The organism is Micromonospora sp. SCSIO 07396 (assembly GCF_053667945.1).
On sequence record NZ_CM132210.1, the window covers coordinates 2,430,927 to 2,455,197 of the forward strand.

A 24,271-nucleotide genomic window follows, 5' to 3' on the forward strand; every position below is an offset into this window, starting at 1 on the left:
GGGGGGCGGGGCCGGCCCGGTCAGGGCAGGGTGAGCAGGTCGGCGACGCGGACCGGTGCGCCGGTGTCGAAGGAGCGGTTGGCGGCCAGCCCGGTGAGCAGGGCCAGTGCGCCGTCGCGGGCGGTGGCGGCCCGGCCCAGCGGGTCCGCCTCGCCGCCGAAGATCACCCGGGTCATCCGGACGTCCGCGCCGCCGTGGCCCTGCCGGGTGTAGCCCTCGACCGGGATCCGGCGGGGCGGGGCCCAGAACGGGCGCAGGGTGAGGGTGGCCGCGCCGTTCTCGGCGGCGGCCTCGTCGCCGTGCAGGGCGGCGCCCTTGAGCGCCCCGGCGGCGGCCGGGCTGACGAAGTCGCTCTCGGTGACCTCCAGTTCGAGCCGGCCCCGGCTGCCGTTGACCATCACCCGGTAGCCCTCCCAGGGGGCGTACGCGGTGAGGTGGTAGGTCATCGTCGCGCCGGTGGAGTAGCGGGCCAGCACCGCCATGTCGTCCTCGATGCTCACCCCGGGGGCGAAGACGTTCTGGTCGCGGTGGTAGCCGTCCTCGGCCTCGGCGTCGAGGTACAGCTCCCGCAGCCGGGGGTGTTCGGCCATCCGTAGGGCGAACGGGTCGTCGGCGGCGGCGGGGGAGTCGTGCGCTCGGTCGTAGTCGCGGGCGTAGCCGTGCCGGCGGCCCGCGTCGCCGTAGAAGAACAGCCGGCCGGCGGCGTACACCTCGACGGGGGTGGCGTCGAGCCACCAGTTGACCAGGTCGAAGTGGTGGCTGGCCTTGTGCACCATCAGCCCGCCGGAGCTGGCCTTGTCCCGGTGCCAGCGGCGGAAGTAGTCCGCGCCGTGCCGCACGTCGAGCAGCCACTCGAAGTGCACCGAGCCGATCTCGCCGACCGCACCGTCGGCGAGCAGCCTTCTGACCTGCTCGTGCAACGGGTTGTAGCGGTAGTTGAAAGCGACGGTGACCTGCCGGCCGGTCTCGGCGACCGCGTCGAGGATGCGCCGGCAGCGGGCCGCGTCGACGGTCATCGGTTTCTCGGTGACCACGTCGCAACCGGCGCGCAGGGCCGCCACGATGTACTCGTCGTGGGTGACGTCCACGCTGGTCACCAGCACCACGTCGACGCGTTCCTTGGCGAGCATGGCGGTGAAGTCGGCGGCCGGGTACGTCGGCACGGCCGGCTGGCCCAGCTCGGTCAGCCACCGGTTGTGGGCGTCCATCCGGGTCTGGTTGACGTCGGCGAAGGCGACCAGCTCGGCGGTGTCGGCGTGCGCGGTGACCAGGGCCCGGACGAACATCTCCGCCCGCGCCCCGGTGCCGACGAGGGCGTGCCGTCGACGCGGCGTGGCTGGTGGTGACATCCGTGGACCTCCCGTGGCTGCAAAGGTTTGCAGTGAAGAAACCACGCGGATGAAGAGCACGTCAACGATCGATGCCAATCCCGTGGCATAGATACCGTTTCATGCGCTTAAGGGGGCATGGCAGGAGCCCTCCTGCAATCGACCTGTAACAAACTCCCGTTGACAGTGGAGCAACCGTTTGCATTAATTGGCGACACCCACGTGACCCCGACCACACCATCGACGAGAGGGCCGCCCGTGCCAGCCACCATCCGCGACGTCGCGCGGGCCTCGGGCGTGCACATCTCCACGGTGTCCCGCACCTTCTCGGCGCCGCACCTGGTCAACCCGGAGACCCGGGGCCGGGTGCTGGCCTGCGCCGAGGACCTCGGCTACCGGCCCAACCGGGCCGCCCGCGCCCTGATCACCGGCCGCACCCACAACATCGGTCTGATCATCGCGGACATCGCCAACCCGTTCTTCCCGCCGCTGATCAAGGCGGCCGAGGGGCAGGCCCGGCACCGCGACTACCACGTCTTCGTGGCCGACACCAACGAGGACCCGGCCGCCGAGGAGGAGTTGGTCCACGCGCTGGCCAAGCAGGTCGACGGGGTGCTGCTGTGCAGCCCCCGGATGAGCAACGGCCTGATCGAGCAGGTCAGCCGGGAGGTGCCGGTGGTGGTGATAAACCGGCAGGTCACCGGCCTGCCCTGCGTGATGATGGACGTCGGCCAGGGGGCGCGCACGGCGATCGAGCACCTGCTCGGCCTCGGCCACCGGCGGCTCGCCCTGCTCGGCGGGCCGCGCGGCTCCTGGACCAACCAGCAGATGCGCCGGGCGGCCGGTGCCGCCGCCCGCTCCGGCGGGGCCGAGCTGACCGTGCTCGGGCCCAACCCGCCCACCGAGACCGGCGGCGGCGCACTGGCCGCCCAGGTACGCGACAGCGGCGTCACCGCCGTGCTCGCCTACAACGACCTGATGGCGATCGGGTTGATCGAGGGGCTCGACCACCTCGGCATCCGGGTGCCGCAGGACGTCAGCGTGGTCGGCGTCGACGACATCACGCTGAGCCGACTCACCCGCCCCAAGTTGACGACGGTGGCCACGCCAACCGCGGCCGCCGGCCGGACGGCCGTCGACATGCTGCTGCAACACGACTCCGACCCGCGCCCGCGCGGCGCGGGTCGGGCAGCGGCCGTCGGCGACCGTCGTACCACCGCACAGGTAATGCTCCAGACCGAACTGGTCATTCGCGACTCGACCGGACCCGTACCCGGTCGATCCCGTCCCGGATCCGTTCCGGATGGCCCGGGCCCGCATCGCCTTGCGGACCCGGGCGGCCCGACCGTGACCACCGGTGGCGTCGTCGCCTCCTAGCCCGAGGAGTGAGCGCATGCACCCCGCAACGTCCCCCACCGCCGGCACGCCGGCCGAACCGCACCACCGTACCCCCGTGCCCCGTCGTCGATTCCTGCGCGGCCTGGTCGCCACCGCCGTCGCCGTACCGCTGATGTTCGGCGCGGCGGCCTGCGGCGACGACGACGCCGGCGCCGACGGCCAGGTCAAGCTCTCCGTCTTCTGGTGGGGCGGTGAGGCGCGGGCCAAGCTCACCGAGGACGCCCTCGCCCTCTACACCAAGAAGCACCCGAACGTGACGTTCGAGAAGACCTGGCAGGCCAACCAGGGCTACTTCGACAAGCTGGCCACCCTCACCGCCGGCGGCAACCCGCCCGACCTGTTCCAGATCGACGACAACTACCTGGCCGAGTACGCCGGCCGCAGCACCGTGCTCGACCTCAAGAGCTACCAGGACTCCGGCAAGCTCGACGTGTCGAAGTTCCCCAAGAGCCTGCTGGAGTACGGCGTCGTCGACGGCAAGCTGGCCGGGGTGGCCGCCGGCGAGAACACCCAGGGCCTGGTCTACAACAAGACCCTGCTGGCCAAGAACGCCCTGCCCGAGCCGACCACCGGCCAGAGCTGGGAGGAGCACATCGCCTGGGCCGAGCAGGTGGCCAAGAAGGCCAAGGTCCCCGGCACCCAGGACCCGAGCGCCGACTACAAGGCGTTCTGGGTGTGGCTGCGCCAGCAGGGCAAGGACCTCTACAACGGCAACGACCTCGGCTTCACCGCCGAGGACGTGACGACGTGGTTCGAGCTGTGGAAGGGTGCCCGGGACCGGGGTGCCACCCCCACCCCCGACGTGATCCATGAGGGCAACGCCAGCGACGTGACCAAGCAGCTGGTGGTCACCGGCAAGGCCGCGACCTCCTGGGTCTGGGTCAACCAGATGCCTGACCTGAAGAAGAACACCAAGGACGAACTGGGTGTGGTGGCGTACCCGGGTGACCCGAGCGCCCAGTGGGCCCGCGCCTCGATGTACTGGTCGGTGTTCAAGGGCAGCAAGCACCGGGACACCGCCGTCGACGTGATCAACTTCCTGGCCAACGATCCGGAGGCGGCGGCGCTGCTCGGCACCGACCGGGGGCTGCCGTCGAACATGGACCTGCGGGCCACGGTCAGCGAGACGGTGACCGACCCGGCGATGAAGCAGTCCATCCAGGTCGAGACCGAGCTGGCGCAGAAGTTCGGCCAGTCGCCGCAGGTGCCCATCAAGGGACACAGCAAGGTCAAGTCCGAGCTGGTCAAGGCCGCCGAGAACGTCCAGTACCAGCGGGCCAGCCCGGCGCAGGCGGCGGAGCAGTTCATCGCCGCCTGCAAGTCCGCGATCGCCTGACCGACCCGTCGCGGACGACGAAAGGAGCCGGCCCGTGGCCCTCACCACGGCGCCCGGCCGGACCGGACGCACCGGTTCCGCCCGCCCCCGCGCCAACCGGCGTCGGGGCGGGCGGGACCGGCACGCCGAAGGACTGGCGGGCTACGTATTCCTCTCGCCCTGGCTCATCGGCCTGATGGGCGTCACGGCGATCCCCATGCTGCTCTCGCTCTGGCTGAGCTTCACCAACTACGACATCCTCACCCCGCTGTCCGAGGTGCAGTGGGTGGGGCTGGCCAACTACGAGCGGATGTTCACCGCCGACCCGTCGTACTGGCACGCGGTCCGGGTCACGGTGACCTTCGCCCTGGTGGCCGTCCCGCTGAAGCTGGCCACAGCCCTCGGGGTGGCGCTGCTGCTCAACAAGGCGTGGCGCGGGGTGGGCCTGTTCCGGGCGCTGTTCTACCTGCCGTCGCTGCTCGGTGGCAGCGTCGCGCTGGCCATCGTCTGGGTCAACATGTTCAACCGGGACGGCGCGTTCAACTCGTTCCTCGCGCTGTTCGGCATCGAGGGACTGCCCTGGGTCAGTGACCCGGACTGGGCGTTGCAGACCCTGATGGTGCTGGCCATCTGGCAGTTCGGCGCGCCCATGGTGATCTTCCTGGCCGGGCTCAAGCAGGTGCCCACCGAACTGTACGAGGCCGCCTCCGTCGACGGCGCCGGCCGGTGGTCGCAGTTCTGGCACGTCACCCTGCCGATGCTCTCCCCGGTCATCTTCTTCAACCTGGTGCTGGAGACCATCAACGGGTTCCAGGGTTTCACCGCCGCCTTCGTGCTCAGCAACGGCACCGGCGGGCCGGTCGACTCCACCCTGATGTACACCCTGAAGCTCTACATATCGGGCTTCACCGACCTGGAGATGGGCTACGCCTCCGCGATGGCCTGGGTGTTCCTGCTCGCGATCGGCCTGATCACCGTGGTCTTCTTCAGCACCGGGCGGTTCTGGGTGCACTACTCCGACGGGGAGAAGTGATGGCGGCGGTGACCTCGACGGCGCGGCGGCCCGGCCGTCGCCGGCAGGGCGGCCGGCAGGCCGTACGGCTGCTGGTGCTGATCGTGATCGTGGCGGTGGTGCTCTACCCGCTGCTGTGGATGCTGGGCACCTCGGTCAAGTCGCAGGAAGAGATCGTCAACAACATCGGCCTGCTGCCCGAGCGGTTCACCCCCGGCAACTACACCACCGGCTGGGGCAACTTCGACCTCAGCTTCGGCACGTTCTTCCTCAACAGCGCGATGGTCAGCCTGTTGACCGTGGTCGGCAACGCGGTCTCCTGCCTGCTCGCGGCGTACGCCCTGGCCCGCTTGCGGTTCCGGCTGCGGGGGGTCTGGTTCGCGGTCATGATCGGCACCCTGTTGCTCCCCGGCCACGTGCTGATCGTGCCGCAGTACATCCTGTTCCGCAGCCTCGGCCTGGTCGGCGGGGAATGGCCCTACCTGCCGCTGCTCATCCCGCAGTTCCTGGCCACCGAGGCGTTCTTCGTGTTCCTCATGGTGCAGTTCATGCGGGGCATCCCGCGCGAACTCGACGAGGCCGCCAAGATCGACGGGGCCAGCCCGTACGGCATCTTCCGGCACGTCATCCTGCCGCTGAGCCGCCCCGCGCTGGTCACCACCGCGATCTTCTCGTTCATCTGGACCTGGAACGACTTCTTCCGGCAACTGGTCTTCCTGTCCAGCCTGGACGACTACACCGTGCCCGTCGCGCTGACCCTGTTCATCGACTCCACCAGCCAGAGCGCGGTCGGCCCGATGTTCGCCATGTCGGTGCTGTCGCTGCTGCCGGTCTTCCTGTTCTTCCTGGCCTTCCAGCGGATGCTGGTCGAGGGCATCAACACCAGCGGGCTGAAGGGATGACCGCCGCCCCGCTGGCGTCCGAGGACGCCGTACCGGCCCGCCGGGACTGGCGCGACACCCTGCGCGACGCCACCGACCTGGCGCTGCTCGGGTTCGCCGTGACGCTGGCCGCGCTGCCGGTGCTCACCCTCGCGCCGGCCCTGGCCACCGCCAGCGCCGCCGTGCACGACCGGTTGACCCTCGGCGGCTGGCCGGACCTGCGTACCACGCTGTCCCGGTTCGGTCGGGCCCTGCCCGCCGGGCTGGTCGCCAGCGCCGTCGGGCTGGCCGTCGCCGTCGCGCTCGGCGTCGACCTGGTCGCGCTGGCCACCGGCCGGGTGCCCGGCGGCGGCGTCGCGCTGGCCGGCACCGCCGTGGTCACCGCCGCCCTGGCCGGGTACGCCGGGCTGACCGTGGTGGCGGTCGGTCGTGCCGGCGGGCGGGGCTGGCGGGGCGCCGCCCGGGTCGCCGCCCGGACCGGCCTGGCCCGGCCGGGGACCTGGGCGGCGGCCGGTGGGGTCTGCGCGGTGGCCGCTCTGTTGGGGATACTGGTCACCCCGGTGGCGGTGCCGATCCTGGCCGGCTACGCGCTGGCCGCCCTGCACGCGGTCGCCGCCCGCCGGCCCACCGCCCGGATGGAGGCACCGTGACCGGTCACCCCCACCCCGCCCCGGCCGGTCCCGGCCCGGCCCCGACCCGCGCCGCCCCGGACCCGGCCGGCGACGATCCCCGGTCGCACGTCGACGGCGATCCCCGGCTGCACGTCGGCGACGTCGAGGTGGCCCGGTACGTGCTGCGTCCCGACCTGGACCCCCGGCACGGCCCCCGGCCCTACCTGCACCCGGTACGGACACTGGCCGGCACCCCGGTCACCGACGCCCTGCCCGCCGACCACGTCTGGCACCTCGGGGCGTCGCTCGCCGTGCAGGACGTCGACGGCACCAACCTGTGGGGCGGCCGGACGTACGTCCGGGACGCCGGCTACACCTGGCGCGACGACCATGGCGTCATCGCGCACACGCACTGGCGGGAGCGCGCACCGGACCGGCTGGCACACGCGTTGCAGTGGCGCGACCGCGACGGCGGGGTGCTGCTCACCGAGCACCGCCGGCTCGCCGCGACCCCGGTTACCGCGGACGCCTGGGCGCTCGACGTCGACTACACCCTCACCGCCCCGGCCGGGCGTGACGTCCACCTGGGCAGCCCCGCCACCAACGGTCGGCCCGGCGGGGCCGGCTACGGCGGCTTCTTCTGGCGGGCCGTCGCCGACGGCGAGCCGGTCACGTTCACCGCCGACGCCGACGGCGAGCAGGCCGCCAACGGCAGCGCCGCCCGCTGGGTCGCGCTCACCGGCGTCGCGCCGGGCGGTGGGGCGTACACCCTGGTCTTCACCGGGCTGGGGCTCGGCGACAGGTGGTTCGTGCGGACGGCGATGTACCCGGGTGTCTGCGTGGCCTTCGCCTTCGACCGCCCGGCGGTGGTGCCCGGCGACGGCCGGCGGACCGGCCGGCACCGGGTGCTGGTCGCCGACGGGGTACGCGACCGGGCCGGCGTCACCGCCCTGCTCGCCGCCGCGGAGCCGGGGTGACCGGCGCGACGCCGCCCGGCCCGGAGGTGGCCACCGTCGGCGAGTCGATGGTGGTGCTCGGCCCCGACCCGACGGGGCCGCTGGACCGGGCCGACCGGCTGGGTGTCTCGGTCGGCGGCGCGGAGTCCAACGTGGCCTGCGCGCTCGCCGCGCTCGGCCACCGGACGGCCTGGGTCAGCCGGGTCGGCGACGACCCGTTCGGCCGGCGGGTCCGGCGGCACGTCGCCGCCACCGGGGTGGACACCAGCCTGGTCACCGTCGACCCGGCCGCCCCGACCGGCGTCTACCTCAAGGACCCGACGCCCGACGGCACCGCCGTGCACTACTACCGCTCCGGGTCGGCGGCCTCCCGCCTGCACCCGGGGGTGCTGGACGAGCCGGCGCTGGCCGGGGTCCGGCTGCTGCACCTGTCCGGGGTGACCGCCGCCCTCTCGCCGTCCTGCGCGGCCCTGGTCCGCCGGGCGGTCACCGACCGGCCGCTGCCTGCCGCCCGGGTCACCTTCGACGTCAACCACCGGGCCCGGCTCTGGTCGGCGGCGACCGCCGCACCGGTGCTGCGCGGGCTCGCCGACGCCGCCGACGTGGTCCTGGTCGGCCTCGACGAGGCGCACACCCTGTGGTGTGTCACCGAGCCGGCCGCCGTGCGCGACCTGCTGCCCGGCCCGGAGTTGGTGGTGGTCAAGGACGCCGCCGTCGGGGCCACCGCGTTGCCCCGCGGCGCGGCGGCCGTCTTCGTACCGGCACTGCGGGTGCCGGTGCACGAGCCGGTCGGGGCCGGCGACGCCTTCGCCGCCGGCCTGCTGTCGGGACTGCTGCGTGGCCTCGACCTGGACCGCTGCCTGCGGCTCGGGCATCTCTGCGCGGCCCCCGCCCTGACCGTCGCCGGGGACACCGCCCCGCCGCCGCGGTGGGCGGTGGCCGATCGGCTCCTCGCGCTGCCGGCGTCGGACTGGGCGAGCCTGGACCTGGTCGCCGCCGGCCTGCTCCCCACCCCCGCCACCGGAAGGAACGGTCGATGACCGCGCACGACTTCGCACCCCTGTTCGGCACCGCACGGGTGATGGTGATCCTGCGGGACCTGCCGCCGACGGAGACCGTCCGGCTCGCCGAACGGGCCTGGAACCTCGGCATCGACGTGGTCGAGGTGCCGATCCGCACCCCGGACGCCATCCTGTCCCTGCGGGCTGCGGTGGAGGCCGGCAAGGACCGGGGCCGCCGGGTCGGGGCCGGCACGGTGCGCACCCCGGCCCAGGTACGGCAGGCCGCCAGCGCCGGCGCGGCGTTCACCGTCGCCCCCGGGCTGGACCTGGCGGTGGCCGACGCGGCGGTCAGCTACGGCATCCCGCACCTGCCCGGGGTGGCCACCCCCACCGAGGCGCAGCTCGCGCTCGACCACGGGCTGATCTGGCTCAAGGCGTTCCCGGCGGTCAGTCTCGGTCCCCGGTGGTTCACGGCGATGGCCGGCCCGCTGCCGGAACTACGGTTCGTGGCGACCGGGGGGATCGACGCGGGCAACGCCGCCGACTTCCTCGCCGCCGGGGTGCGGGTGGTGGCGGTGGGGTCGGCGCTGTCCGACCCCCGGCAGATCGACCGGCTCGCCGAGCTGGCCGCCACGCCGGCCTGAGCTGCGGCGTGCCGGCCCTCGACCCGCGACGGGCCGCAGGGGCGACGAGGGCGCGACGTCGTGCCGGGGGGCCGCCGGTCAGGCCGGGGCGGGGCCGAGGCTGTCCCGGACGACCAGGGTGGCCGGCAGCACCTCGACCCGGGACCGGTCGGCGGGCGGCCCCAGGGCCAGGGTCATCGCCCGCGCGCCCAGCTCCACCAGCGGCAGCCGGACGGTGGTCAGCGCGGGGGTGACGTCGGCGGCGACCGGCATGTCGTCGAAGCCCACCACCGAGACCTGGCCGGGGACCGACACGTCGCGGGCGCGCAGCAGGGTCAGCGCGCCGACGGCCATCGAGTCGTTCAACGCCACCAGGGCGGTCAGTCCGGGGACGGCGTCGAGCAGTTCACCGGCCGCGCGGGCACCCCCGTCACGGTCGAAGTCGGCGTAGCGGATCCGATCCTCGGGCAGCGGGTGGCCGCCCTCGGCGAGCGCGGCACGCAGCCCGTCGAGCCGGTCGGTGATCGTGGTCAGCACCTGCGGGCCGGCGACCACGCCGATCCGGGTGTGCCCCCGGCGCAGCAGTTCCGCGCCGAGCAGCCGGCCGCCCTCGGTGTTGGCCGGCATCACCGCGTCGCCGGGGTGCTCGTGCCGGCCGACGACCGCCACCCGGCCGCCGGTGGCCTCGTAGGCGGCCAGCTTCTCGGCGAGCCGGGCGGTGAAGGTGGCGTCGTGGTAGCCGGAGCCGGCCAGCACGATCGCGGCGACCTGCTGGGCGCGCAGCATCTCCACGTACTCCAGCTCGCGTTCCGGGTCGCGGTAGCTGTTGCAGATGATGACCAGCCGGCCGTGGTCGGTGGCGACCCGTTGCAGCCCCCGGGTCAGCTCGGCGAAGTACGGGTCGGACACGTCGTGTACCACCACGCCGACGACGCTGCGTTGCGGCCGGGCCAGCAGTTGGGCGTGTGCGTTGGGCACGTAGCGCAGGTCGGCGACGGCCCGCAGCACCCGTTCGCGCAGCTCGTCGGCGACCGGCTTGCTGCTGCCGTTGATCACCCGGGAGGCGGTGGCGGGGGAGACCCCGGCGCGGCGGGCGACATCGGCCAGCGTCGCCATGGGCACCCCCGAAAGTGTCCGGGCCCGGTCGGGGCCGCGCGGTAGCGGACAGGTTACCGCAACGGGCGACGGCGGCCTCTTGCCCGTGGTGGAGCGGCCACCTAGGCTGCTAGGAAAGCGCTTACCTATGTGATGTGCAAAGGGGAAGGACGACCATGACCCGAAGGTCGATCGGCATCATCGTCAACGGCGTCACCGGTCGGATGGGCTACCGCCAGCACCTGGTCCGCTCCCTGCTCGCCCTGCGCGAACAGGGCGGCCTGGCGCTGGGCGACGGCACCCGGATCTGGCCCGAGCCGATCCTGGTCGGCCGGGACGAGACCCGGCTCCGGGCGGTCGCGCAACGGCACGGCCTCACCGACTGGACCACCGACCTCGCCGCCGCCCTCGCCCGCGAGGACGTGGAGATCTACTTCGACGCCCAGGTGACCCAGCAGCGGGAGAAGGCCATCCGCCAGGCCATCGACGCCGGCAAGCACATCTACACCGAGAAGCCGCTCGCCGAGTCCAGCGCCGCCGCGTGGGAACTGGTCCGCGCCGCCGACGCCGCAGGCATCCGCACCGGCGTCGTCCAGGACAAACTCTTCCTCCCCGGGCTGCGCAAACTCAAGCGGCTGATCGACGGCGGGTTCTTCGGCCGCATCCTGTCCGTGCGCGGCGAGTTCGGCTACTGGGTCTTCGAGGGGGACTGGCAGCCCGCCCAACGCCCCTCCTGGAACTACCGCGCCGAGGACGGCGGCGGCATCGTGATGGACATGTTCCCGCACTGGCAGTACGTGCTGGAGGAACTGTTCGCCCCGGTCCGGGCGGTCACCTGCGTGGCCGCCACGCACGTGCCGCAGCGCGTCGACGAGGCCGGCCGGCCCTACCCCGCCACCGCCGACGACGCCGCGTACGGGATCTTCGAACTCGACGGCGGGATCATCGCCGCGCTCAACTCGTCGTGGACCACCCGGGTGCACCGCGACGAACTGGTCGAGTTCCACGTCGACGGCACCGAGGGCAGCGCCGTCGCCGGGCTGCGCCGCTGCCGGGTCCAACACCGGGCGGTCACCCCCAAACCGGTGTGGAACCCCGACCTGCCCGCCACCGAGGACTTCCGGGCCCAGTGGACCGAGGTGCCCGACAACGAGGAATTCGACAACGGCTTCAAGGTGCAGTGGGAGGCGTTCCTGCGGCACGTCGTCACCGGCTCCCCGTTCACCTGGGACTTCCTGGCCGGCGCACGCGGCGTGCAACTGGCCGAGCTGGGACTGCGCTCGGCCCGGGAGGGCCGCCGGGTCGAGGTGCCGGAGCTGTCCCGGTGACCGCCGTCGTCCGGCTGCCCGACGGCGGCACCCACCGGCTGCGCGGGGGCGCGGGCCACGAGCGCCCCGCCGGCCCGTCGACCACCCGGATGGCGTACGCGGCGGCGCACGTCGTCGCCGACCCGCGTGCGGAGAACGTCCCGGGCGCCCCGGCCGCCGTCGACTGGGACACCACCCTCGCCTTCCGCCGGCACCTCTGGTCGTACGGGCTGGGGGTGGCCGAGGCGATGGACACCGCCCAGCGCGGCGCGGGCCTGGACTACCCGGCCACCCGGGAGCTGATCCGGCGCAGCGCCGCCGAGGCCGGTGCGGTCGGCGGCCGGATCGTCGCCGGGGTCGCCACCGACCAGCTCCCACCCGGCCCGGCCACGGTGGACCAGGTGACCCGGGCGTACGCCGAACAGCTCGCCGACGTCACCGCCGCCGACGCCCGCCCGGTGCTGATGTGCAGCCGGCACCTGGCCGCCGCCGCCACCGGCCCCGACGACTACCTGCGGGTGTACGACGACCTGCTCACCGCCGCCGACCAGCCGGTGGTGCTGCACTGGCTCGGTGACATGTTCGACCCGGCGCTGGCCGGCTACTGGGGTTCGACCGACCTCGACGAGGCCACCGAGACGGTGCTGCACCTGATCAAACAGCACCAGCGCAGGGTCGACGGGATCAAGGTGTCCCTGCTCGACGCCGACCGGGAGGTCGCGCTGCGCCGCCGCCTGCCCGCCGGGGTACGCCTCTACACCGGCGACGACTTCCACTACCCGGAGCTGATCCGGGGCGACGGGCAGGGCCACTCCGACGCCCTGCTCGGGGTCTTCGCCGCCATCGCGCCGGCCGCCGCCGCCGCGCTCGCCGCCCTCGACGCCGGTGACCTGGACCGCTACGACGCGGTGTTCGCCCCGACCCTGCCGCTGGCCCGGCACCTGTTCGCCGCGCCGACCTGGTTCTACAAGACCGGCATTGTGTTCCTGGCCTGGCTGGCCGGGCACCAGGAGCACTTCACCATGCTGGCCGGGCAGCAGTCCGGCCGGTCCCCGGCCCACCTGGCCCGGCTGCTCGTCCTCGCCGACGCCGCCGGGCTGCTGCCCGACGCCGACCTGGCCGCCGCGCGGGCCCGGGCCTATTTCACCGTGGCCGGGGTGGCCCAGTGACCGCCGCCCGCACGCCGTCCGACGACCCGGCCCGGGTGGTGGTGACGCCGGGGTTGGAACGGTTCTCGTTCAACCAGGCCACCGCCCAGCACTGGCCGCTGCGGGAGGCCGTCGCCGGCTGCGTGGCGGCCGGGGTGCCCGGCATCGGCCTGTGGCGGGAACCCGTCCAGGAGTACGGGGTCGACCGGGCCGCCCGGCTGGTCCGCGCCGCCGGGCTGACCGTCACCTCACTGTGCCGGGGCGGGTTCTTCACCGCACCCGACTGGTGGGACGAGAACCGGCGGGCGATCGAGGAGGCGGCCACCCTCGGCACCCGCGAGCTGGTGCTGGTCTCCGGTGGGCTGCCGTCGGGCAGTCGTGACGTCGACGGGGCCCGCCGGCAGGTCGCCGACGCCGTCGCCGCGCTCGCCGACGAGGCCGCGGCGGCCGGGGTACGGCTCGCCATCGAGCCGCTGCACCCGATGTTCAGCGCTGACCGGTGCGTCATCGCCACCCTCGGCCAGGCGCTCGACATCGCCGAACGGTTCGACCCCGCCGTGGTCGGCGTGGTGGTGGACACCTACCACGTCTGGTGGGACGACACGGTCTACGCACAGATCGCCCGCGCCGGCGGGAGGATCGCCGCGTTCCAGGCGGCGGACTGGGTGACCCCGCTGCCGGAGGGGGTGCTGCTCGGCCGGGCGCTGCCCGGCGAGGGCTGTGTGGAGCTGCGCCGGCTGCGCGAGGCGGTCGACGCCGCCGGGTACGCCGGGCCGGTCGAGGTCGAGGTGTTCCAGGCGGCGCTCTGGTCCCGCCCCGGCCCGGACATCCTCGCCGCCACCATCGACGCCTACCGGGGGCACGTGTCCTGACCGGGCCCCCGGTGGACCCTGAGCGGGCCCGCCGTGGGGTCCCGTCGGCCTGCCGGACGGAGGGAAGGCGATACCGCGGTGGACTGATATGCCTGTCCGTCATGAATATGACGGACAGGCATATCAGTCGGTGGCACCTCATGTCCCACCCCGCCGCACCCCAGCGGGGCGACCAGCCGGCGGCCGGGCCGAGTCACCGGGCGGTGGCGGTGGCGCGGACGGCCTTGACGACGGCGGGGATGGAGCCGACCAGCAGGACCAGGCCCCAGACGAGGGCCACGACGGCGAAGACCAGCGCGCCGACGTCGTCGAGGATGCTGACCAGGATCACCGGGACCAGCCGGTGCAGGAACTCCAGCAGCACCGTGCAGACCAGGGTGGTCAGCGCCAGCAGGACGAGCCCCTTGTTCTGCAGGAACCGGGGCTGGGCGAGCAGCAGCAGCCCGGCCCAGACCAGCTTCAACGCCAGCACCAGGCCGAGCAGCAGGCTGGCCTCGCCGACCGGGAAGAATCCCCACAGCGCCAGGTAGGCCAGCGTGCCGAAGGGCACTGCCAGCAACAGCGACACCATCACCGTCAGCTCGACGAAGACGGTCACCAGCAGCACCAGCGACGCCAGGATCAGCAGGACGGCGAAGACCAGGGTGGCCACCCCCTGCACCCGGCCCTGCACCCGGTCGGAGAGCAGCAGGCTCAGGCAGAACAGGCCGGTCGTCCAGAGCGCCACCACGTCGACCAGCGCCAGATAGCCGGTGCCCCGGCCGGAGGGCTCACTGATCCGCCCCACCTCGCCGACGTCCACACCCAGGTCCCGGGCACCGCTGAGCAGCGCCCCGCCCGCGTCGCCGCCGCCGGTCAGCAGCGACGAACCCCACTCCAGTCCCACCACCAGCGTTATCGCCAGCAGCGCCAACAGCAGGAACGGTTTACGCAGCTCACCCATGCCGGGTCACCTCCCGGCCCGGCGTCACCGCGACCCGGGGCACCGACCGGCGTCGGGTCACGAGGTGGCGATGGTGACGGTGCACGAGACACCTCCAGGGCAGCCCAGGCCGACCTCGGTGGCCCGGTCGACGGCGATCGTCGCGACGGCGTCACCCCCGTCGGCCGGCGTGACGTCGTCGCGGACGGTCAGGTCGGCGTCGCCCGGTGCGGGGGCGGTGACCGCGAAGGCCGCCCCGCTGCGCAGCACCAGGGTGCGCAGCCCGCCGGGGTCGTCCACCCGCAGCGCGCAGCCGCCGACGAAGGAGAGCACGTCGCCGGTACGGTCGCAGTCGGCCCGTACCGTCGCCGGGTCCACGGTGGCGCCGTTCCCACCGAGCCGGCCCAGCCAGCCCGGCGCACCGGGGTCGGCCGGATCACCGCGACCGGCGTGACCCAGCCCGAGCGCGCCGACGAACCCGGCGACCAGCAGTACGGCGACCACCACCAGCAGCAGTTTCTGCCGGCCGGTCACGGCCGGCCCGTCGGCTCGGGCAGCTCGGTGAACCGGACCCGGTCCACCCCGGCGAAGTACCGCTCAGTGCCCTGGGTCCGGCCGACCGCGATCAGGGTCAGGGTGTGCGTGCCCCGGCCGAGCCGTACCGTGCCGACCTCCTCGACGTCGCGCAGCGCGGGCTGCTTCGAGAAGCCGAGGAAGGTACCGCCCACCTGTATGCCGTCGATCTGCCAGATGGTGTTGGCGTAGTCCGCCGAGGTGGTCCGGGACGCGGCGAACGACCAGGTGGCGTCCACCGGCAGGTGACGGTGAGACTGACCCGGTCACCCGCCGCCAGCCCCTGGAGGAACAGTTGTCGGCCGCCGGAGAAGGCCAGCCCGCAGCAGTCGGGCTGCTCCACCACCTTCACCGCGGCGCCCGCCGGTGACTCCGTCTTCGCCCCGGCCAACAGGGTCTCCGCCTCCACCGTCACCACCCGGGCGGCGGCCGGTGGTGGGGCGGCGTCCGGCCGGCTGAGCAGGTAACCGACCACCGCGCCGACCAGCACCACCAGCGCCACCGCCGCCGCGATCCACGGCCACGGGGCCCGCCGGGGCGGGGCGACCGCCCTGACCTCGTACGTCACCCGGCCGCTGGCGCGGGAGCTCTCCTCCGGCGCGGTGTTCGCCGAGTAGGCGAAGCCGGTCATGTCGTACCGGCGGGGTGCGGTGCCGGCCGGGACCGCCAGGCGGACCAGGAACGACACCGAGTTCTGCCCCGGCACCACCCGTTGCGGTTCGGCCACCGTGAACCAGCCCCGTTGGCTGCCCTCGCCCGGCGCGACGTCGAAGACCACGGTGTCCGGCGCGCCGCCGGGATTGGAGACGGTGAAGGTCAGCTCGCCCCGGTTGGCCGGGTCGAGGGTGAACTGCTCGGCGGCGGCGACGACGGCCCATTCGGTGGTCATGACGGCTCCTCAGACGACGGTCCGGGCGGGGGAGGGGAACCCGGGGCGGAGCCGTCGGCGAGGACGACCTCGGCGGTCACCGCCGCCGGTTTCTCCGCCGCGACGATCCGGGTCACCACGGTCAGCAGCCCGGCCGCCGCCTGCGGCACCCGGACGACCAGGTGGAACGGCCGGTCGGCCGGCTCGTCCAGGACGAACCCGGTGACCCCGGTGGCCAGTTCCAGCGCGGTCCGCATCCCGTACGGGGTGCCCCGCCAGCGGGCCAGCAGCGCGCCGTGCGCGACCAGGTCGCGTAGCCGGCCCACGGGCAGCGGCGGCGGGGCGTCCGGCCGGGGCGGGCCGAGCACGTGGTCCATCGCCACCCAGCGGGTCAGGTAGCCGGCGAACCCGGCCGGCGTGCGGTACGGGTCGAACAGCACGTCCACGTCGGCGAGCAGCGCCTCGTCCGGGGCGTGCAGCGTCTCCATCACGTCCAGCAGGGCGGCCAGGACGCTGCCCGGCCCGGCGGCCCGCTGGTAGGCCGCCGGCAGCAGCCGTTCAATCGCGGCCCGGCGCATCGTGCCCCACCACCTCGATGTCGTGCCCGCCGGAGCAGAGCAGCCAGGTGTCGGGGACGGTCACCACGTCGGCGGTGGCCTGGTTGGCGCTGGGTGTCCAGTCGACGGCGTCGCCGCTGCGGTACACCCCGCGTTCGCCGCCGGCCAGGATCAACCGGGCGCCGCCGGTACCGGTGGCGCTGCCGGCGATCGCGTCCACCGGCACGAACCGGGTCCGGTCGCGCAGCGGCAGGCCGCAGTTGACCACCACCGGCTGCCACTGCGGCTGCGCGGCCAGGGTGTCGAGGCGGACCACCCCGCCGCTCTGCGTGGCCGCCACCGCCAGGGTGCCGACGAAGGCGAGGTCCCGGCAGGTGCCGCCGATCCAGCCGGCCTGCACCTGCTGCCACTTCACGTCGGACTCGAACAGCCGGGTACGGTGGCAGCCCTGCCCCGGTTTCTTCGGGTCCGGTTCGCCCGCGCCCGCCCACAGCAGGGTGGCCGGGCCGTCGTACTGCACGGCGAGCACCCGGTTGTCCACGTTGGCCAGGCCGACGTGGGTGAAGCTGCCGGGGCGGCCACCGGCGGTGGACAGGTAGACGCCGAAACCCGCCTGCGCCGCGACCGCCACCCCCGGCGCGCCCCGCTCCGAGACGAACGCGCGGACGGCGTAGAAGCCCCGGTCGGCGTCGGCCGGGTCGACCAGGATCTGCAACGGCACCGCCCCGGGCAGCAGCGACACCTCGTACAGGCCGGTGTCGGTGGCCAGCAGCAGCGCGCCCGCACCGTCCCGGTCGATCCAGGCCAGGTCGGTGATCCGGGAGTCCAGGCCGGTCAACGCCGACCAGGTCTCGCCGAGGTCGGTGCTCAGGTGCACCCGGGAGCCGCCTGCGGCCCGGGTGGTCACCACCGCCACCGCGCCGGGTCGGGCCAGCACCCCGGGACGCACCGGAGCCGGGGCGGGGGCGACCCGCAGCACCGTCTCGTCGTCGTCGAACCGGCCCGCCGGCTCCCAGCCCACCCCCGCGTTGGACGAGCGGAACAGCACCGGGCCCCGGCCGGCGTACCAGGTGCCGGGCTGGTACTGGTCGACGGCGACGGCGCGGACCTGCGCGTCGGGTGCCTCGTCCACCACGAACCGGACCGACTCGACGTAGCGCACCCCCGGCTCGGCGTGCTCCAGCATCCGGTACACGTTGGACGCGCGGAGCGGCTCACCGAACGCCCAGCCGGTCGGGTTCAGCGCGGTGGGCAGCGGGCTGAGCGTCTGGTGCAGCCGGTCGTGGATGCGCCGGCGGACCGCCTCGACGTCCTCCTCCGGCCGGACCACCACCCGGGCCCGGATCGACACCGCCTTGTAGCGGGCCCACCCGGCCCGGCAGCTGGTGCCCAACGCCCGCCGTCGGTCCAGGTCCGCCTCCACCCGGCGGCGGGACTCCTCCACCTCGTGCGCGCGCAGCACCGTCACCGGCAGCCGGCCACCCGGCCGGGCCTCGTCCGGCACGTACGGCACCAGCACCACCTCGACCTCGCCGGGGCGGGCGAAGCTGTACACCGCCGACCGGGTGAACGCCCGCGCCCGGGACACCCCGCCGGAGCCGGCGGCGAGGATCTCGAAGTCCCGGGCGGTGACCGCGCGTTGCTGGGCGAAGAACTCGTACGGGCCCCGGACCAGCGCCGATTCGAGGCTCTCCAGCTCCCGTCCGCCACCTGCCGGTGCCGGGTTCTCCGCCCGTACCCCGGGCAGCGGGTCCCGCAGGGTGGTCAGGGTGCCGGCGGCGACGTTGCCGGTCCGGCCACCGCCGGCCCGGTACCACAGCCGTATCCGCGCGCCGGCCGGCGGCACCGCCGCGACGGTGACCGGCCCACCGCCCGCCCGTGTGCCGGCGGGCCCCGGGACGCCCGGTCCCACGTCGGCCGGTGCCGGGCCGGGCGGGTGGGCGCAGGTCCAGCGCCGGGGCGAAGGTGACCAGCCCCGAGCAGCGGTCCACCAGGTAGACCTTGGCCTGCGGGCCGACCCCGGCGAAGCTGTCCACCGGCCGCCACACCTCGTACGTGGCCCCCTCGTGTTCCCGGGCCACCGCGCCCAGCTCCACCGAGCCGGCCGGCACCTCCACCCCGAGCAGCAGGTCCCGCGGCTCGGCGGTACGCGCCAGCGGCGACCGGGCGGCCCGCAGCGCCTGCCCCGGCTGGCCGGTGCCGACGCCCAGCAGTTCCGCCTCGACCGGTTCACAGTGGTGCATCCGGACGGTCACCTCGTCGGCGTCCGCCGGCAGCAGCGCCGGCTCGGTGGTGACGAAGACGACGGGCCTGGGGTCGACGCCCCGGGCCGCGGCGACCCGGGTGCCCGCCGGGATCCGCACCGCCGCCCGGTCACCGCCGGTCCGGACGAACCGGACGTCGGCCCAGGCCGCCGTCGGGGCGTGCCGGGTGACCCCGAGCAGGTTCAGGAACTGCACGTACGCCTTCTCCGGCAACTGGTTCAGCCGGAAGATCATCACCTCGGTGAGGTGCGCGAACGCCTCCACCAGGGCGATGCCCGGATCGTGTGCGGACAGGTCGGTCCAACCGGGGCAGGACTGCCGGATGCGGTCCCGGGCCTCGGTGACCAGATCGAGGAAGGTGCGGTCGTCGAGGTGCGGCACGGGCAGCGTCATGACCCGTCCCCCTCGGTCCGGCCCCCGGTCGGCCGACCGGCGGCCCGGTGCGCGGGCGGGTCGGCGTCGGCGGGGAGCAGGTCGACGGAGAGGACCAGCTGACCGGGGGAGAGGCTGGCCCGCACCCGGTAGTCCAACCTGATCACCAGCCGCCACGGGTCGTCCGGGTCGGGGCCGGCGTCGACGTCGATCACCTCGATCCGGGGCTCCCACCGGCGGATCGCCTGCCGTACGTAGTGGATGGCCAGCCCGGCGGTGGTCTCGTCGTTCGGCGCGAACACCAGCCGGTGCAGCCGGGAGCCGTACCCGGGGCGCATCAGCCGCTCGCCCGGCGTGGTGGACAGCAGCAGGTACAACGCCTGGCGTACCGTCTCGTCGCCGTCGGTCACGGCGAGCCCGCCGGTCGCGGTCAGTGCCAGGCCCCCGGCGCGGCCGGCGTCGAAGCCGGCCCCGACGAACCGCAACGCCCTCATCGGTCGGCCTCCACCAGGCGCTGCCGGGCGTCGTGCACGGTGTGCCGGACCAGGTTCGGCGGGGTGCCGTCGGTGAACCCGGCCAGGTGCGACAGCACGATCCGCCGCCCGTCGACCCGCAGCCAGCCGCTGTAGCCGACCCGCACCGCGAGGGTCTTCGCGCACGGTTTGACCGTCGGCCCGTAGTTGGGGCAGGCCACGATGTCCCGCCCCACCGGGTCGTCGTCGACCAGCACCGGCGTCCCGGCGACGGTCAGCCAGCCCTGCGACGCCCGGTTGGTGACCCGGCCGTCGTGGTCGCAGGCGATCAGCGAGTCGAGGGTGATCCAGCGCATCAGGCACCTCCGGAGTGGGCGCGGGCGAGCGTGCCGGCCTGTTGCCTGGCGGTCGTCGCGTCCTCGGTCGCGTCGGCGTGCAGGAAGTCGACGCTGCGGGCCCGCACCACCAGCGCCCGGCCCGGCGCGGAGAGCACCAGGTCGGTCGCGGCGTGCAGGGTGGTCAACTCGGGGGTCAGCTCCAGGAAACTGCCGACGTCGGTGGCCAGCCGCAGCGTGCGCGCCGCGTCGTCGACCACGATGGTCTGACCGCTGCCGGTCCGCACCGACCAGCGGCCCGCCCGTCCGTCGGCCACCCCCGCGTCGTACGGGGTGACGGTGCCGAACAGCGAGCCCAGCACCACCCCGGCGACCGGGTCACCACCCGGCAGGGCCAGCAGCACCGTGTCGTCCGGGTCGGGCAACGCCACGATGCCCTTGTCCCGTCCGGCCCCCGGGCAGAGCACGGCCAGCCAGCCGGCGTCCAGGTCGCCGTACCCGGGCAGCCGCACCCGGACCCGGCCGAGCCGCTGCGGGTCGTCGACGGCGGTGACCACCCCGAGGGTGACCACCGCCCCGCCGGCCGTGACGTGCGGCGGGGAGGGCGGCGGGGCGGTGGCGAACCGGGTGAGGTGGCCGCTGCCGTCGACGGTGTGCACCACCTCGGTGAGGACGTACACCCCGGCCAGGTCGTCGGCCACCCCGCCCAGCGTGACCCGCCGGCCGGGACGCAACGCCGGGTCACCCGCGGCGACGCCCTCGGCGGTGACCAGCGCGGCCACCCGGTCGTCCAGGCCGGCCTGGGCGAGCGCGGCCAACTCGTCGTCGCTGCGGCCGGGCTGGTCCAGCAGGGTCCGTACGCCGTCCGCGCCGACCGCCGCCGGATCCGGGCGCAACGGCACCCGCCGGCCGCTGCGCGCGGCGTCGACCCGGTGGCCGAGCGGCTCGGCCCGCTGCGGATGCCAGCCCAGCGCGGCGCTGCCCCCGGCGGCCCGGTCCAGGTTGGCGGCCAACCGCACCGAGTGCAGCGTCCGGCCCAGGGTCAGCGGCACCGGCTGGCCGTGCCCGTCCAGGGTGACCAGGCGTACCCGGTCACCGTCGGCGGCCAGGTGCAGGCCGGCCCGGCCGGCGACCTCCCGCAGCAGCTCCAGGTCGCTGTGCCGGTGCTGGAGCAGCCGGTCCAGCACCGGCCCGTCGGCCTCGGCGTCGACGGCGAGGCCCACCGCGCCGCACAGCTCCCGGGCCAGGTCGGCGGCGGTGACCGCCTCGAAGACCCGCAACTGTTGCCGCTTGCGCAGCCGGTGCAGCAGGTCGTAGCCGCGCCAGCGGAACAGGGCCGTGCCGTCGGCGGCGTACTCCACCTCGACGCAGGTGACCTCCCCGGTGAACAGCAGGTCGTCGCCGAGCCGGACGGTGAGCGTCGCGCCGGTCGGCACCGCCGGCCCGGGCCCGGGACCCCGCGCCCCCGGGCCGGGGTCGGCGGCGTACACCACCTCGCACTGGGTGGGCTGGTCGAGGCGGGCGGCCACCCGCACCGACCGGATCCGGCGGTCCGCCGCCCCGCCCAGCGGCACGCCATCGAGGGACACCGACGGGCGGGCACTCACCGCAGACCCCCGTCGGCCGGCGTCGGCCCGGTCCCGCCCGCGCCTGCCACCGCCGGTGCCGGGGCGGGCTGCGGCGCGGTGGGCGGGGGCACCGCGAGGGCGGTCCCGGCCGGCACGGCGAACGGGTCGGTGATCCGGTTGTGCTCGGCGAGCAGCCGCCAGCGCAGCGGCGAGCCGAGCGCGTCGTGGGCGAGCAGGTCGAAGCGCACCCCGGAGTAGCCGGGCGTGGCCGTACCGTCCCCGGCCGCCACCACCGCCTGCCCGGGGGGCGTCCCGGGCGGGGTCGCGGCGGCCAACTCCTCGGCGAAGCCCTGCTGCGCCTCGTCGGCCGACTCGGCCACCCGCAGCAGCTTCATCCGCAGCCACGAGCGGCGGGGTGAACCGGTACGGGTGAACACGTCGAACCGTTCGGCGACGGCCACCACCACCCCGGGCACGTTCCATGTCTTGCCCCAGACCAGCCGGACCAGCGGCGGGCGCTGCCAGCCGTGTGCCACGGCGGAGTTCTCGGCCAGCATCCACAGTGGCCGGGTGAGGATCCGCACGTCCCCGGGCCGGGTCGGCCCCTCCACCAGGTCGGTGTCGAAGAGCAGGTCCAGCACCAGTTCGGTACGACCGCCGCCGGTGAAGGCCAGTGGGTCGTCGGCCAGCCCGATCCCGGTGAGCCGCCCCTCGGCGCTGCCCTGCGGCCGTACCCCGGCGATCCGGGTGACCTGAACGGTCTGCGGGTTGAGCAGGCAGTCGATCCGTACACCTGAGTCGTCGATCAGGAAGGCGACCCGTTCCATCAGTACCCCCGCTGTTCGGCGTCGAGCCTGGCGTCCCGGGCGTCGTCCCGGGCGGTCCCCGTCGGCCGTCGCCACGCCCCGTCGTCGGGCAGGGCCGGCCACGGGTCACCGGCCGGGACCGGCACGTCCTGCGGCCACCGGGTCGTGGTGGTCCGCCGGGTCACGGTGCCGCGCCCGGTTGCGCCGCCGGCGGGGCCCGGGTGGGTCCCGCCACCGCGCCAGCCGCCGGTGACCGGGTTACCCGTCCGGCCGGGGTCCGGGCGGCCCCAGCCGGCCGGGCCGCCGGGTGCCGCGTCGCCGGCCGCCGCCACCGCGTCGGCCGCCGTCGCGCCGGTCCGTCGACCGTCGACCGGCCGTCGCCCGGTGCTGGTTGCGGCCTCCACCGTACGACCGGGCTCGGGGCGGTCCGGCCACCCCCGACCGGGGGCCGGCGACGGTACGTCCGGGGTCCGGTACCGCCCGCCGCCCGGTAGGGGCGCACCCCGGTCGACGTCGGAAGGCGGACGGTGCCCCGCCCACCCGCGTGGATCAGGCGCCTGAGCCCCGGGTGCGGCGGCCCACCCCGGGTCGCGTCCCGTCCCCGACCTCGGGCCGATCTCCGTCACCGGCTGCGGACCGGCCCCCGTCCTCGGGTCCGCACCGGCCCCCGTCGTCGGCTCCGGGCGGGGTCGTGTCGTCGGGGGGCGGGGCGGGGTGGTCCGTCGCCGGCTGGGTCGGCGCAGCCACCCGAGCCCGGCACGTGCCGTCCACTCCGGACCGGGCGGCGTCGCCACCCCGCTGGGCCGCGCTTGCGGGCTTGGCCGGGCCGTCGCCGCCGGGTCCGGACCGTGCGCCGTCGCCGGGTCCGGGTCGTGCCCCGGAGGCTGATGCGCAGGGTGCGCCGTCGTCGGATGCGCCGTCGCCGGATCCGGGTCGTGCACCATCGGCGGGTGCACGCGGTGGCCCGCCGATCCGGTGGTCGGGGTGGCCGCCGTCGGGCCGCCGGATCGGGGGAGGTGGGTGCCGGTCACCGGGCTCGGCACCGGCGACGACCCCCACGGCGCGGTGGGCGGGGCGGGAGCTGGCGGCGGCACCGCGACGGGCGGGTGTGCGGGGTGCCGGTCGGCGGTGGGGGCACCGGGGTCGGGCGGGGGCTCGGCGGACGCCGGGGTGGACTGTCCGCGTACTCCCGGATGGGGTGCGGGCCACGGGCCGGCGGCCGACGGCGGGCCCGGCGGGTCGTCGGCGGCCGGCCCGACCAGGTCGTGCAGCAGGCCGGGGGCGTGCGCGGCGACCGTCCGCAGCCAGTGGTCCGGTGGCTGCCCCGGCCCGCGCGGCAGCCAGTGGTCCGGTGGCCGGGCCGGCCCGCCCGGCACCGGGGCCGGCCCGGCCCACCGGGCGGTGGGGTCGGTGCCGGTGAACGGCGTGGCCGGGGCGGTCGGCTGGGCGGCCGGTGCGGGGGCCACCGCGTCGGCGGCGGCCCGCAGCCGGGTGGCCAGCCAGTCACGCGGTCGTGGACGCCGCGGCACTGCCGTCCTCCAACTCCAACCCCTCGTACGCCAGGGTCAGCGCCACGATCGCGATCTCCTGGGACAGGGTGTGCAGGTGGGCACCCCGCCACCGCATCGGCCACGCGTTGATCAGGTTCCAGCGCAGCACCTCGGCGGTGCCGGCGGCGTCCAACAGCACCACGGACACGTTGCGGCGGCTCACCGTCCCGGTCGCCGCGCCGTGCACCCAGTCCCACAGCTCACGCGACGGGGTGAGGCCGAAGTGCAGGGTCACCGGCGCGTAGTCGACCTGCCCCGGGACCGACCGGACCCGGTCGTTGCCGGCCTCCCGGTAGGACAGCCGGCCGATCGTCATCTCCAGGCCGCTGACCTCGGTGAAGTGCCCGTTAGTGATGCCGTTGATGAGCAGTTTGAAGTGGTACGCCCGGTACGGGTCGACCGGGGCGCCGGGTTGCGGGGTGGCCGGGGTCGGCAT

At 74.8% G+C, this 24,271-nt stretch carries 24 protein-coding genes; 11 read left to right on the top strand and 13 right to left on the bottom strand.

From position 1 onward, the window contains the following. Window positions 1–20 precede the first annotated feature (20 nt). Window positions 21–1,349: a Gfo/Idh/MocA family protein gene (locus tag ACWCHM_RS10235; RefSeq protein WP_454222224.1), complete on the bottom strand. Its 1,329-nt coding sequence runs from the start codon at window positions 1,347–1,349 to the stop codon at window positions 21–23. A 237-nt stretch (window positions 1,350–1,586) separates the two neighbouring features. Here ACWCHM_RS10235 and ACWCHM_RS10240 point away from each other — a divergent pair, with 237 nt between their 5' ends. Genes ACWCHM_RS10240 through ACWCHM_RS10275 form a run of 8 tightly spaced genes read left to right on the top strand, consistent with a single transcriptional unit; the run spans window position 1,587 to window position 9,146 of the window. Then, window positions 1,587–2,705 carry a LacI family DNA-binding transcriptional regulator gene (locus tag ACWCHM_RS10240; protein WP_204960554.1) on the top strand — a complete coding sequence of 373 codons (1,119 nt, stop codon included), beginning with the start codon at window positions 1,587–1,589 and terminating at the stop codon, window positions 2,703–2,705. Between the two features lie 16 nt (window positions 2,706–2,721). Further along, window positions 2,722–4,062, top strand: a complete 1,341-nt coding sequence (locus ACWCHM_RS10245; protein ID WP_204960555.1) for an ABC transporter substrate-binding protein — start codon at window positions 2,722–2,724, stop codon at window positions 4,060–4,062. A 34-nt stretch (window positions 4,063–4,096) separates the two neighbouring features. Further along, complete coding sequence (locus ACWCHM_RS10250; protein ID WP_454222226.1) at window positions 4,097–5,074, top strand: carbohydrate ABC transporter permease; 978 nt, start codon at window positions 4,097–4,099, stop codon at window positions 5,072–5,074. Continuing rightward, window positions 5,074–5,955: a carbohydrate ABC transporter permease gene (locus tag ACWCHM_RS10255; RefSeq protein ID WP_239485956.1), complete on the top strand. Its 882-nt coding sequence runs from the start codon at window positions 5,074–5,076 to the stop codon at window positions 5,953–5,955. The genes ACWCHM_RS10250 and ACWCHM_RS10255 overlap by 1 nt, the downstream gene beginning before the upstream one ends. Next, window positions 5,952–6,584, top strand: a complete 633-nt coding sequence (locus tag ACWCHM_RS10260) for a hypothetical protein (protein WP_454222227.1) — start codon at window positions 5,952–5,954, stop codon at window positions 6,582–6,584. Before ACWCHM_RS10255 ends, ACWCHM_RS10260 begins: the two co-directional genes overlap by 4 nt. Continuing rightward, the gene (locus ACWCHM_RS10265) at window positions 6,581–7,522 is read left to right on the top strand and encodes a DUF6807 domain-containing protein (protein ID WP_454222228.1); all 942 of its coding nucleotides are present in this window, start codon (window positions 6,581–6,583) and stop codon (window positions 7,520–7,522) included. The genes ACWCHM_RS10260 and ACWCHM_RS10265 overlap by 4 nt, the downstream gene beginning before the upstream one ends. Further along, window positions 7,519–8,541, top strand: coding sequence for a sugar kinase (locus ACWCHM_RS10270; protein ID WP_454222229.1), 1,023 nt, complete (start codon window positions 7,519–7,521; stop codon window positions 8,539–8,541). The genes ACWCHM_RS10265 and ACWCHM_RS10270 overlap by 4 nt, the downstream gene beginning before the upstream one ends. Next, a complete protein-coding gene (locus ACWCHM_RS10275) occupies window positions 8,538–9,146 on the top strand; it encodes a bifunctional 4-hydroxy-2-oxoglutarate aldolase/2-dehydro-3-deoxy-phosphogluconate aldolase (protein ID WP_204960559.1) in 609 nt (202 codons plus the stop codon). The genes ACWCHM_RS10270 and ACWCHM_RS10275 overlap by 4 nt, the downstream gene beginning before the upstream one ends. A gap of 78 nt (window positions 9,147–9,224) precedes the next feature. Here the strand turns inward: ACWCHM_RS10275 and ACWCHM_RS10280 are convergent, their stop codons facing one another. Beyond that, on the bottom strand, window positions 9,225–10,241 hold the full coding sequence (locus tag ACWCHM_RS10280) for a LacI family DNA-binding transcriptional regulator (RefSeq protein ID WP_454223054.1): 1,017 nt from the start codon (window positions 10,239–10,241) through the stop codon (window positions 9,225–9,227). 155 nt (window positions 10,242–10,396) lie between these two features. Between ACWCHM_RS10280 and ACWCHM_RS10285 the strand changes: the two genes are divergently transcribed. The 3 genes from ACWCHM_RS10285 to ACWCHM_RS10295 are packed head-to-tail and all read left to right on the top strand — an operon-like array spanning window position 10,397 to window position 13,547. Then, a complete protein-coding gene (locus tag ACWCHM_RS10285; RefSeq protein ID WP_454222231.1) occupies window positions 10,397–11,548 on the top strand; it encodes a Gfo/Idh/MocA family protein in 1,152 nt (383 codons plus the stop codon). Continuing rightward, window positions 11,545–12,696 (top strand): dihydrodipicolinate synthase family protein, encoded by a 1,152-nt coding sequence (locus ACWCHM_RS10290; protein WP_454222232.1) that lies wholly within the window; start codon window positions 11,545–11,547, stop codon window positions 12,694–12,696. Before ACWCHM_RS10285 ends, ACWCHM_RS10290 begins: the two co-directional genes overlap by 4 nt. Before the next feature lie 53 nt (window positions 12,697–12,749). Continuing rightward, on the top strand, window positions 12,750–13,547 hold the full coding sequence (locus ACWCHM_RS10295) for a sugar phosphate isomerase/epimerase family protein (protein ID WP_454223055.1): 798 nt from the start codon (window positions 12,750–12,752) through the stop codon (window positions 13,545–13,547). 193 nt (window positions 13,548–13,740) lie between these two features. Here the strand turns inward: ACWCHM_RS10295 and ACWCHM_RS10300 are convergent, their stop codons facing one another. The 11 genes from ACWCHM_RS10300 to ACWCHM_RS10350 form a co-directional block, all read right to left on the bottom strand. Next, complete coding sequence (locus ACWCHM_RS10300) at window positions 13,741–14,490, bottom strand: hypothetical protein (protein WP_281897047.1); 750 nt, start codon at window positions 14,488–14,490, stop codon at window positions 13,741–13,743. 57 nt (window positions 14,491–14,547) lie between these two features. Continuing rightward, window positions 14,548–15,003 (bottom strand): hypothetical protein, encoded by a 456-nt coding sequence (locus ACWCHM_RS10305; protein ID WP_454222234.1) that lies wholly within the window; start codon window positions 15,001–15,003, stop codon window positions 14,548–14,550. 97 nt (window positions 15,004–15,100) lie between these two features. Continuing rightward, entirely contained in the window at window positions 15,101–15,931 is an 831-nt protein-coding gene (locus ACWCHM_RS10310; protein WP_454222236.1) for a hypothetical protein, read from the bottom strand. After that, window positions 15,928–16,488: a phage tail protein gene (locus ACWCHM_RS10315; RefSeq protein WP_204960565.1), complete on the bottom strand. Its 561-nt coding sequence runs from the start codon at window positions 16,486–16,488 to the stop codon at window positions 15,928–15,930. The genes ACWCHM_RS10310 and ACWCHM_RS10315 overlap by 4 nt, the downstream gene beginning before the upstream one ends. Then, window positions 16,469–18,313, bottom strand: coding sequence for a baseplate J/gp47 family protein (locus tag ACWCHM_RS10320; RefSeq protein WP_454222237.1), 1,845 nt, complete (start codon window positions 18,311–18,313; stop codon window positions 16,469–16,471). Before ACWCHM_RS10320 ends, ACWCHM_RS10315 begins: the two co-directional genes overlap by 20 nt. A gap of 807 nt (window positions 18,314–19,120) precedes the next feature. After that, entirely contained in the window at window positions 19,121–19,597 is a 477-nt protein-coding gene (locus ACWCHM_RS10325; protein ID WP_454222239.1) for a GPW/gp25 family protein, read from the bottom strand. Continuing rightward, entirely contained in the window at window positions 19,594–19,932 is a 339-nt protein-coding gene (locus ACWCHM_RS10330) for a hypothetical protein (RefSeq protein ID WP_204960568.1), read from the bottom strand. The genes ACWCHM_RS10325 and ACWCHM_RS10330 overlap by 4 nt, the downstream gene beginning before the upstream one ends. Next, entirely contained in the window at window positions 19,932–21,500 is a 1,569-nt protein-coding gene (locus ACWCHM_RS10335; protein WP_454222241.1) for a phage baseplate assembly protein V, read from the bottom strand. Before ACWCHM_RS10335 ends, ACWCHM_RS10330 begins: the two co-directional genes overlap by 1 nt. A gap of 14 nt (window positions 21,501–21,514) precedes the next feature. Beyond that, window positions 21,515–22,306: a CIS tube protein gene (locus ACWCHM_RS10340; RefSeq protein WP_454222243.1), complete on the bottom strand. Its 792-nt coding sequence runs from the start codon at window positions 22,304–22,306 to the stop codon at window positions 21,515–21,517. Beyond that, a complete protein-coding gene (locus ACWCHM_RS10345; protein ID WP_454222244.1) occupies window positions 22,306–23,814 on the bottom strand; it encodes a hypothetical protein in 1,509 nt (502 codons plus the stop codon). Before ACWCHM_RS10345 ends, ACWCHM_RS10340 begins: the two co-directional genes overlap by 1 nt. Then, window positions 23,789–24,271, bottom strand: a complete 483-nt coding sequence (locus ACWCHM_RS10350; RefSeq protein ID WP_204960571.1) for a phage tail protein — start codon at window positions 24,269–24,271, stop codon at window positions 23,789–23,791. The genes ACWCHM_RS10345 and ACWCHM_RS10350 overlap by 26 nt, the downstream gene beginning before the upstream one ends.

Coding starts and splice junctions, on each gene's coding strand:
- ACWCHM_RS10235 (WP_454222224.1), bottom strand. CDS start 1,349: ATGTCACCACCAGCCACGCCGCGTCGACGGCACGCCCTCGTCGGCACC.
- ACWCHM_RS10245 (WP_204960555.1), top strand. CDS start 2,722: ATGCACCCCGCAACGTCCCCCACCGCCGGCACGCCGGCCGAACCGCAC.
- ACWCHM_RS10255 (WP_239485956.1), top strand. CDS start 5,074: ATGGCGGCGGTGACCTCGACGGCGCGGCGGCCCGGCCGTCGCCGGCAG.
- ACWCHM_RS10260 (WP_454222227.1), top strand. CDS start 5,952: ATGACCGCCGCCCCGCTGGCGTCCGAGGACGCCGTACCGGCCCGCCGG.
- ACWCHM_RS10275 (WP_204960559.1), top strand. CDS start 8,538: ATGACCGCGCACGACTTCGCACCCCTGTTCGGCACCGCACGGGTGATG.
- ACWCHM_RS10280 (WP_454223054.1), bottom strand. CDS start 10,241: ATGGCGACGCTGGCCGATGTCGCCCGCCGCGCCGGGGTCTCCCCCGCC.
- ACWCHM_RS10285 (WP_454222231.1), top strand. CDS start 10,397: ATGACCCGAAGGTCGATCGGCATCATCGTCAACGGCGTCACCGGTCGG.
- ACWCHM_RS10300 (WP_281897047.1), bottom strand. CDS start 14,490: ATGGGTGAGCTGCGTAAACCGTTCCTGCTGTTGGCGCTGCTGGCGATA.
- ACWCHM_RS10310 (WP_454222236.1), bottom strand. CDS start 15,931: ATGACCACCGAATGGGCCGTCGTCGCCGCCGCCGAGCAGTTCACCCTC.
- ACWCHM_RS10315 (WP_204960565.1), bottom strand. CDS start 16,488: ATGCGCCGGGCCGCGATTGAACGGCTGCTGCCGGCGGCCTACCAGCGG.
- ACWCHM_RS10325 (WP_454222239.1), bottom strand. CDS start 19,597: ATGAGGGCGTTGCGGTTCGTCGGGGCCGGCTTCGACGCCGGCCGCGCC.
- ACWCHM_RS10330 (WP_204960568.1), bottom strand. CDS start 19,932: ATGCGCTGGATCACCCTCGACTCGCTGATCGCCTGCGACCACGACGGC.
- ACWCHM_RS10340 (WP_454222243.1), bottom strand. CDS start 22,306: ATGGAACGGGTCGCCTTCCTGATCGACGACTCAGGTGTACGGATCGAC.
- ACWCHM_RS10350 (WP_204960571.1), bottom strand. CDS start 24,271: ATGCCGACCCCGGCCACCCCGCAACCCGGCGCCCCGGTCGACCCGTAC.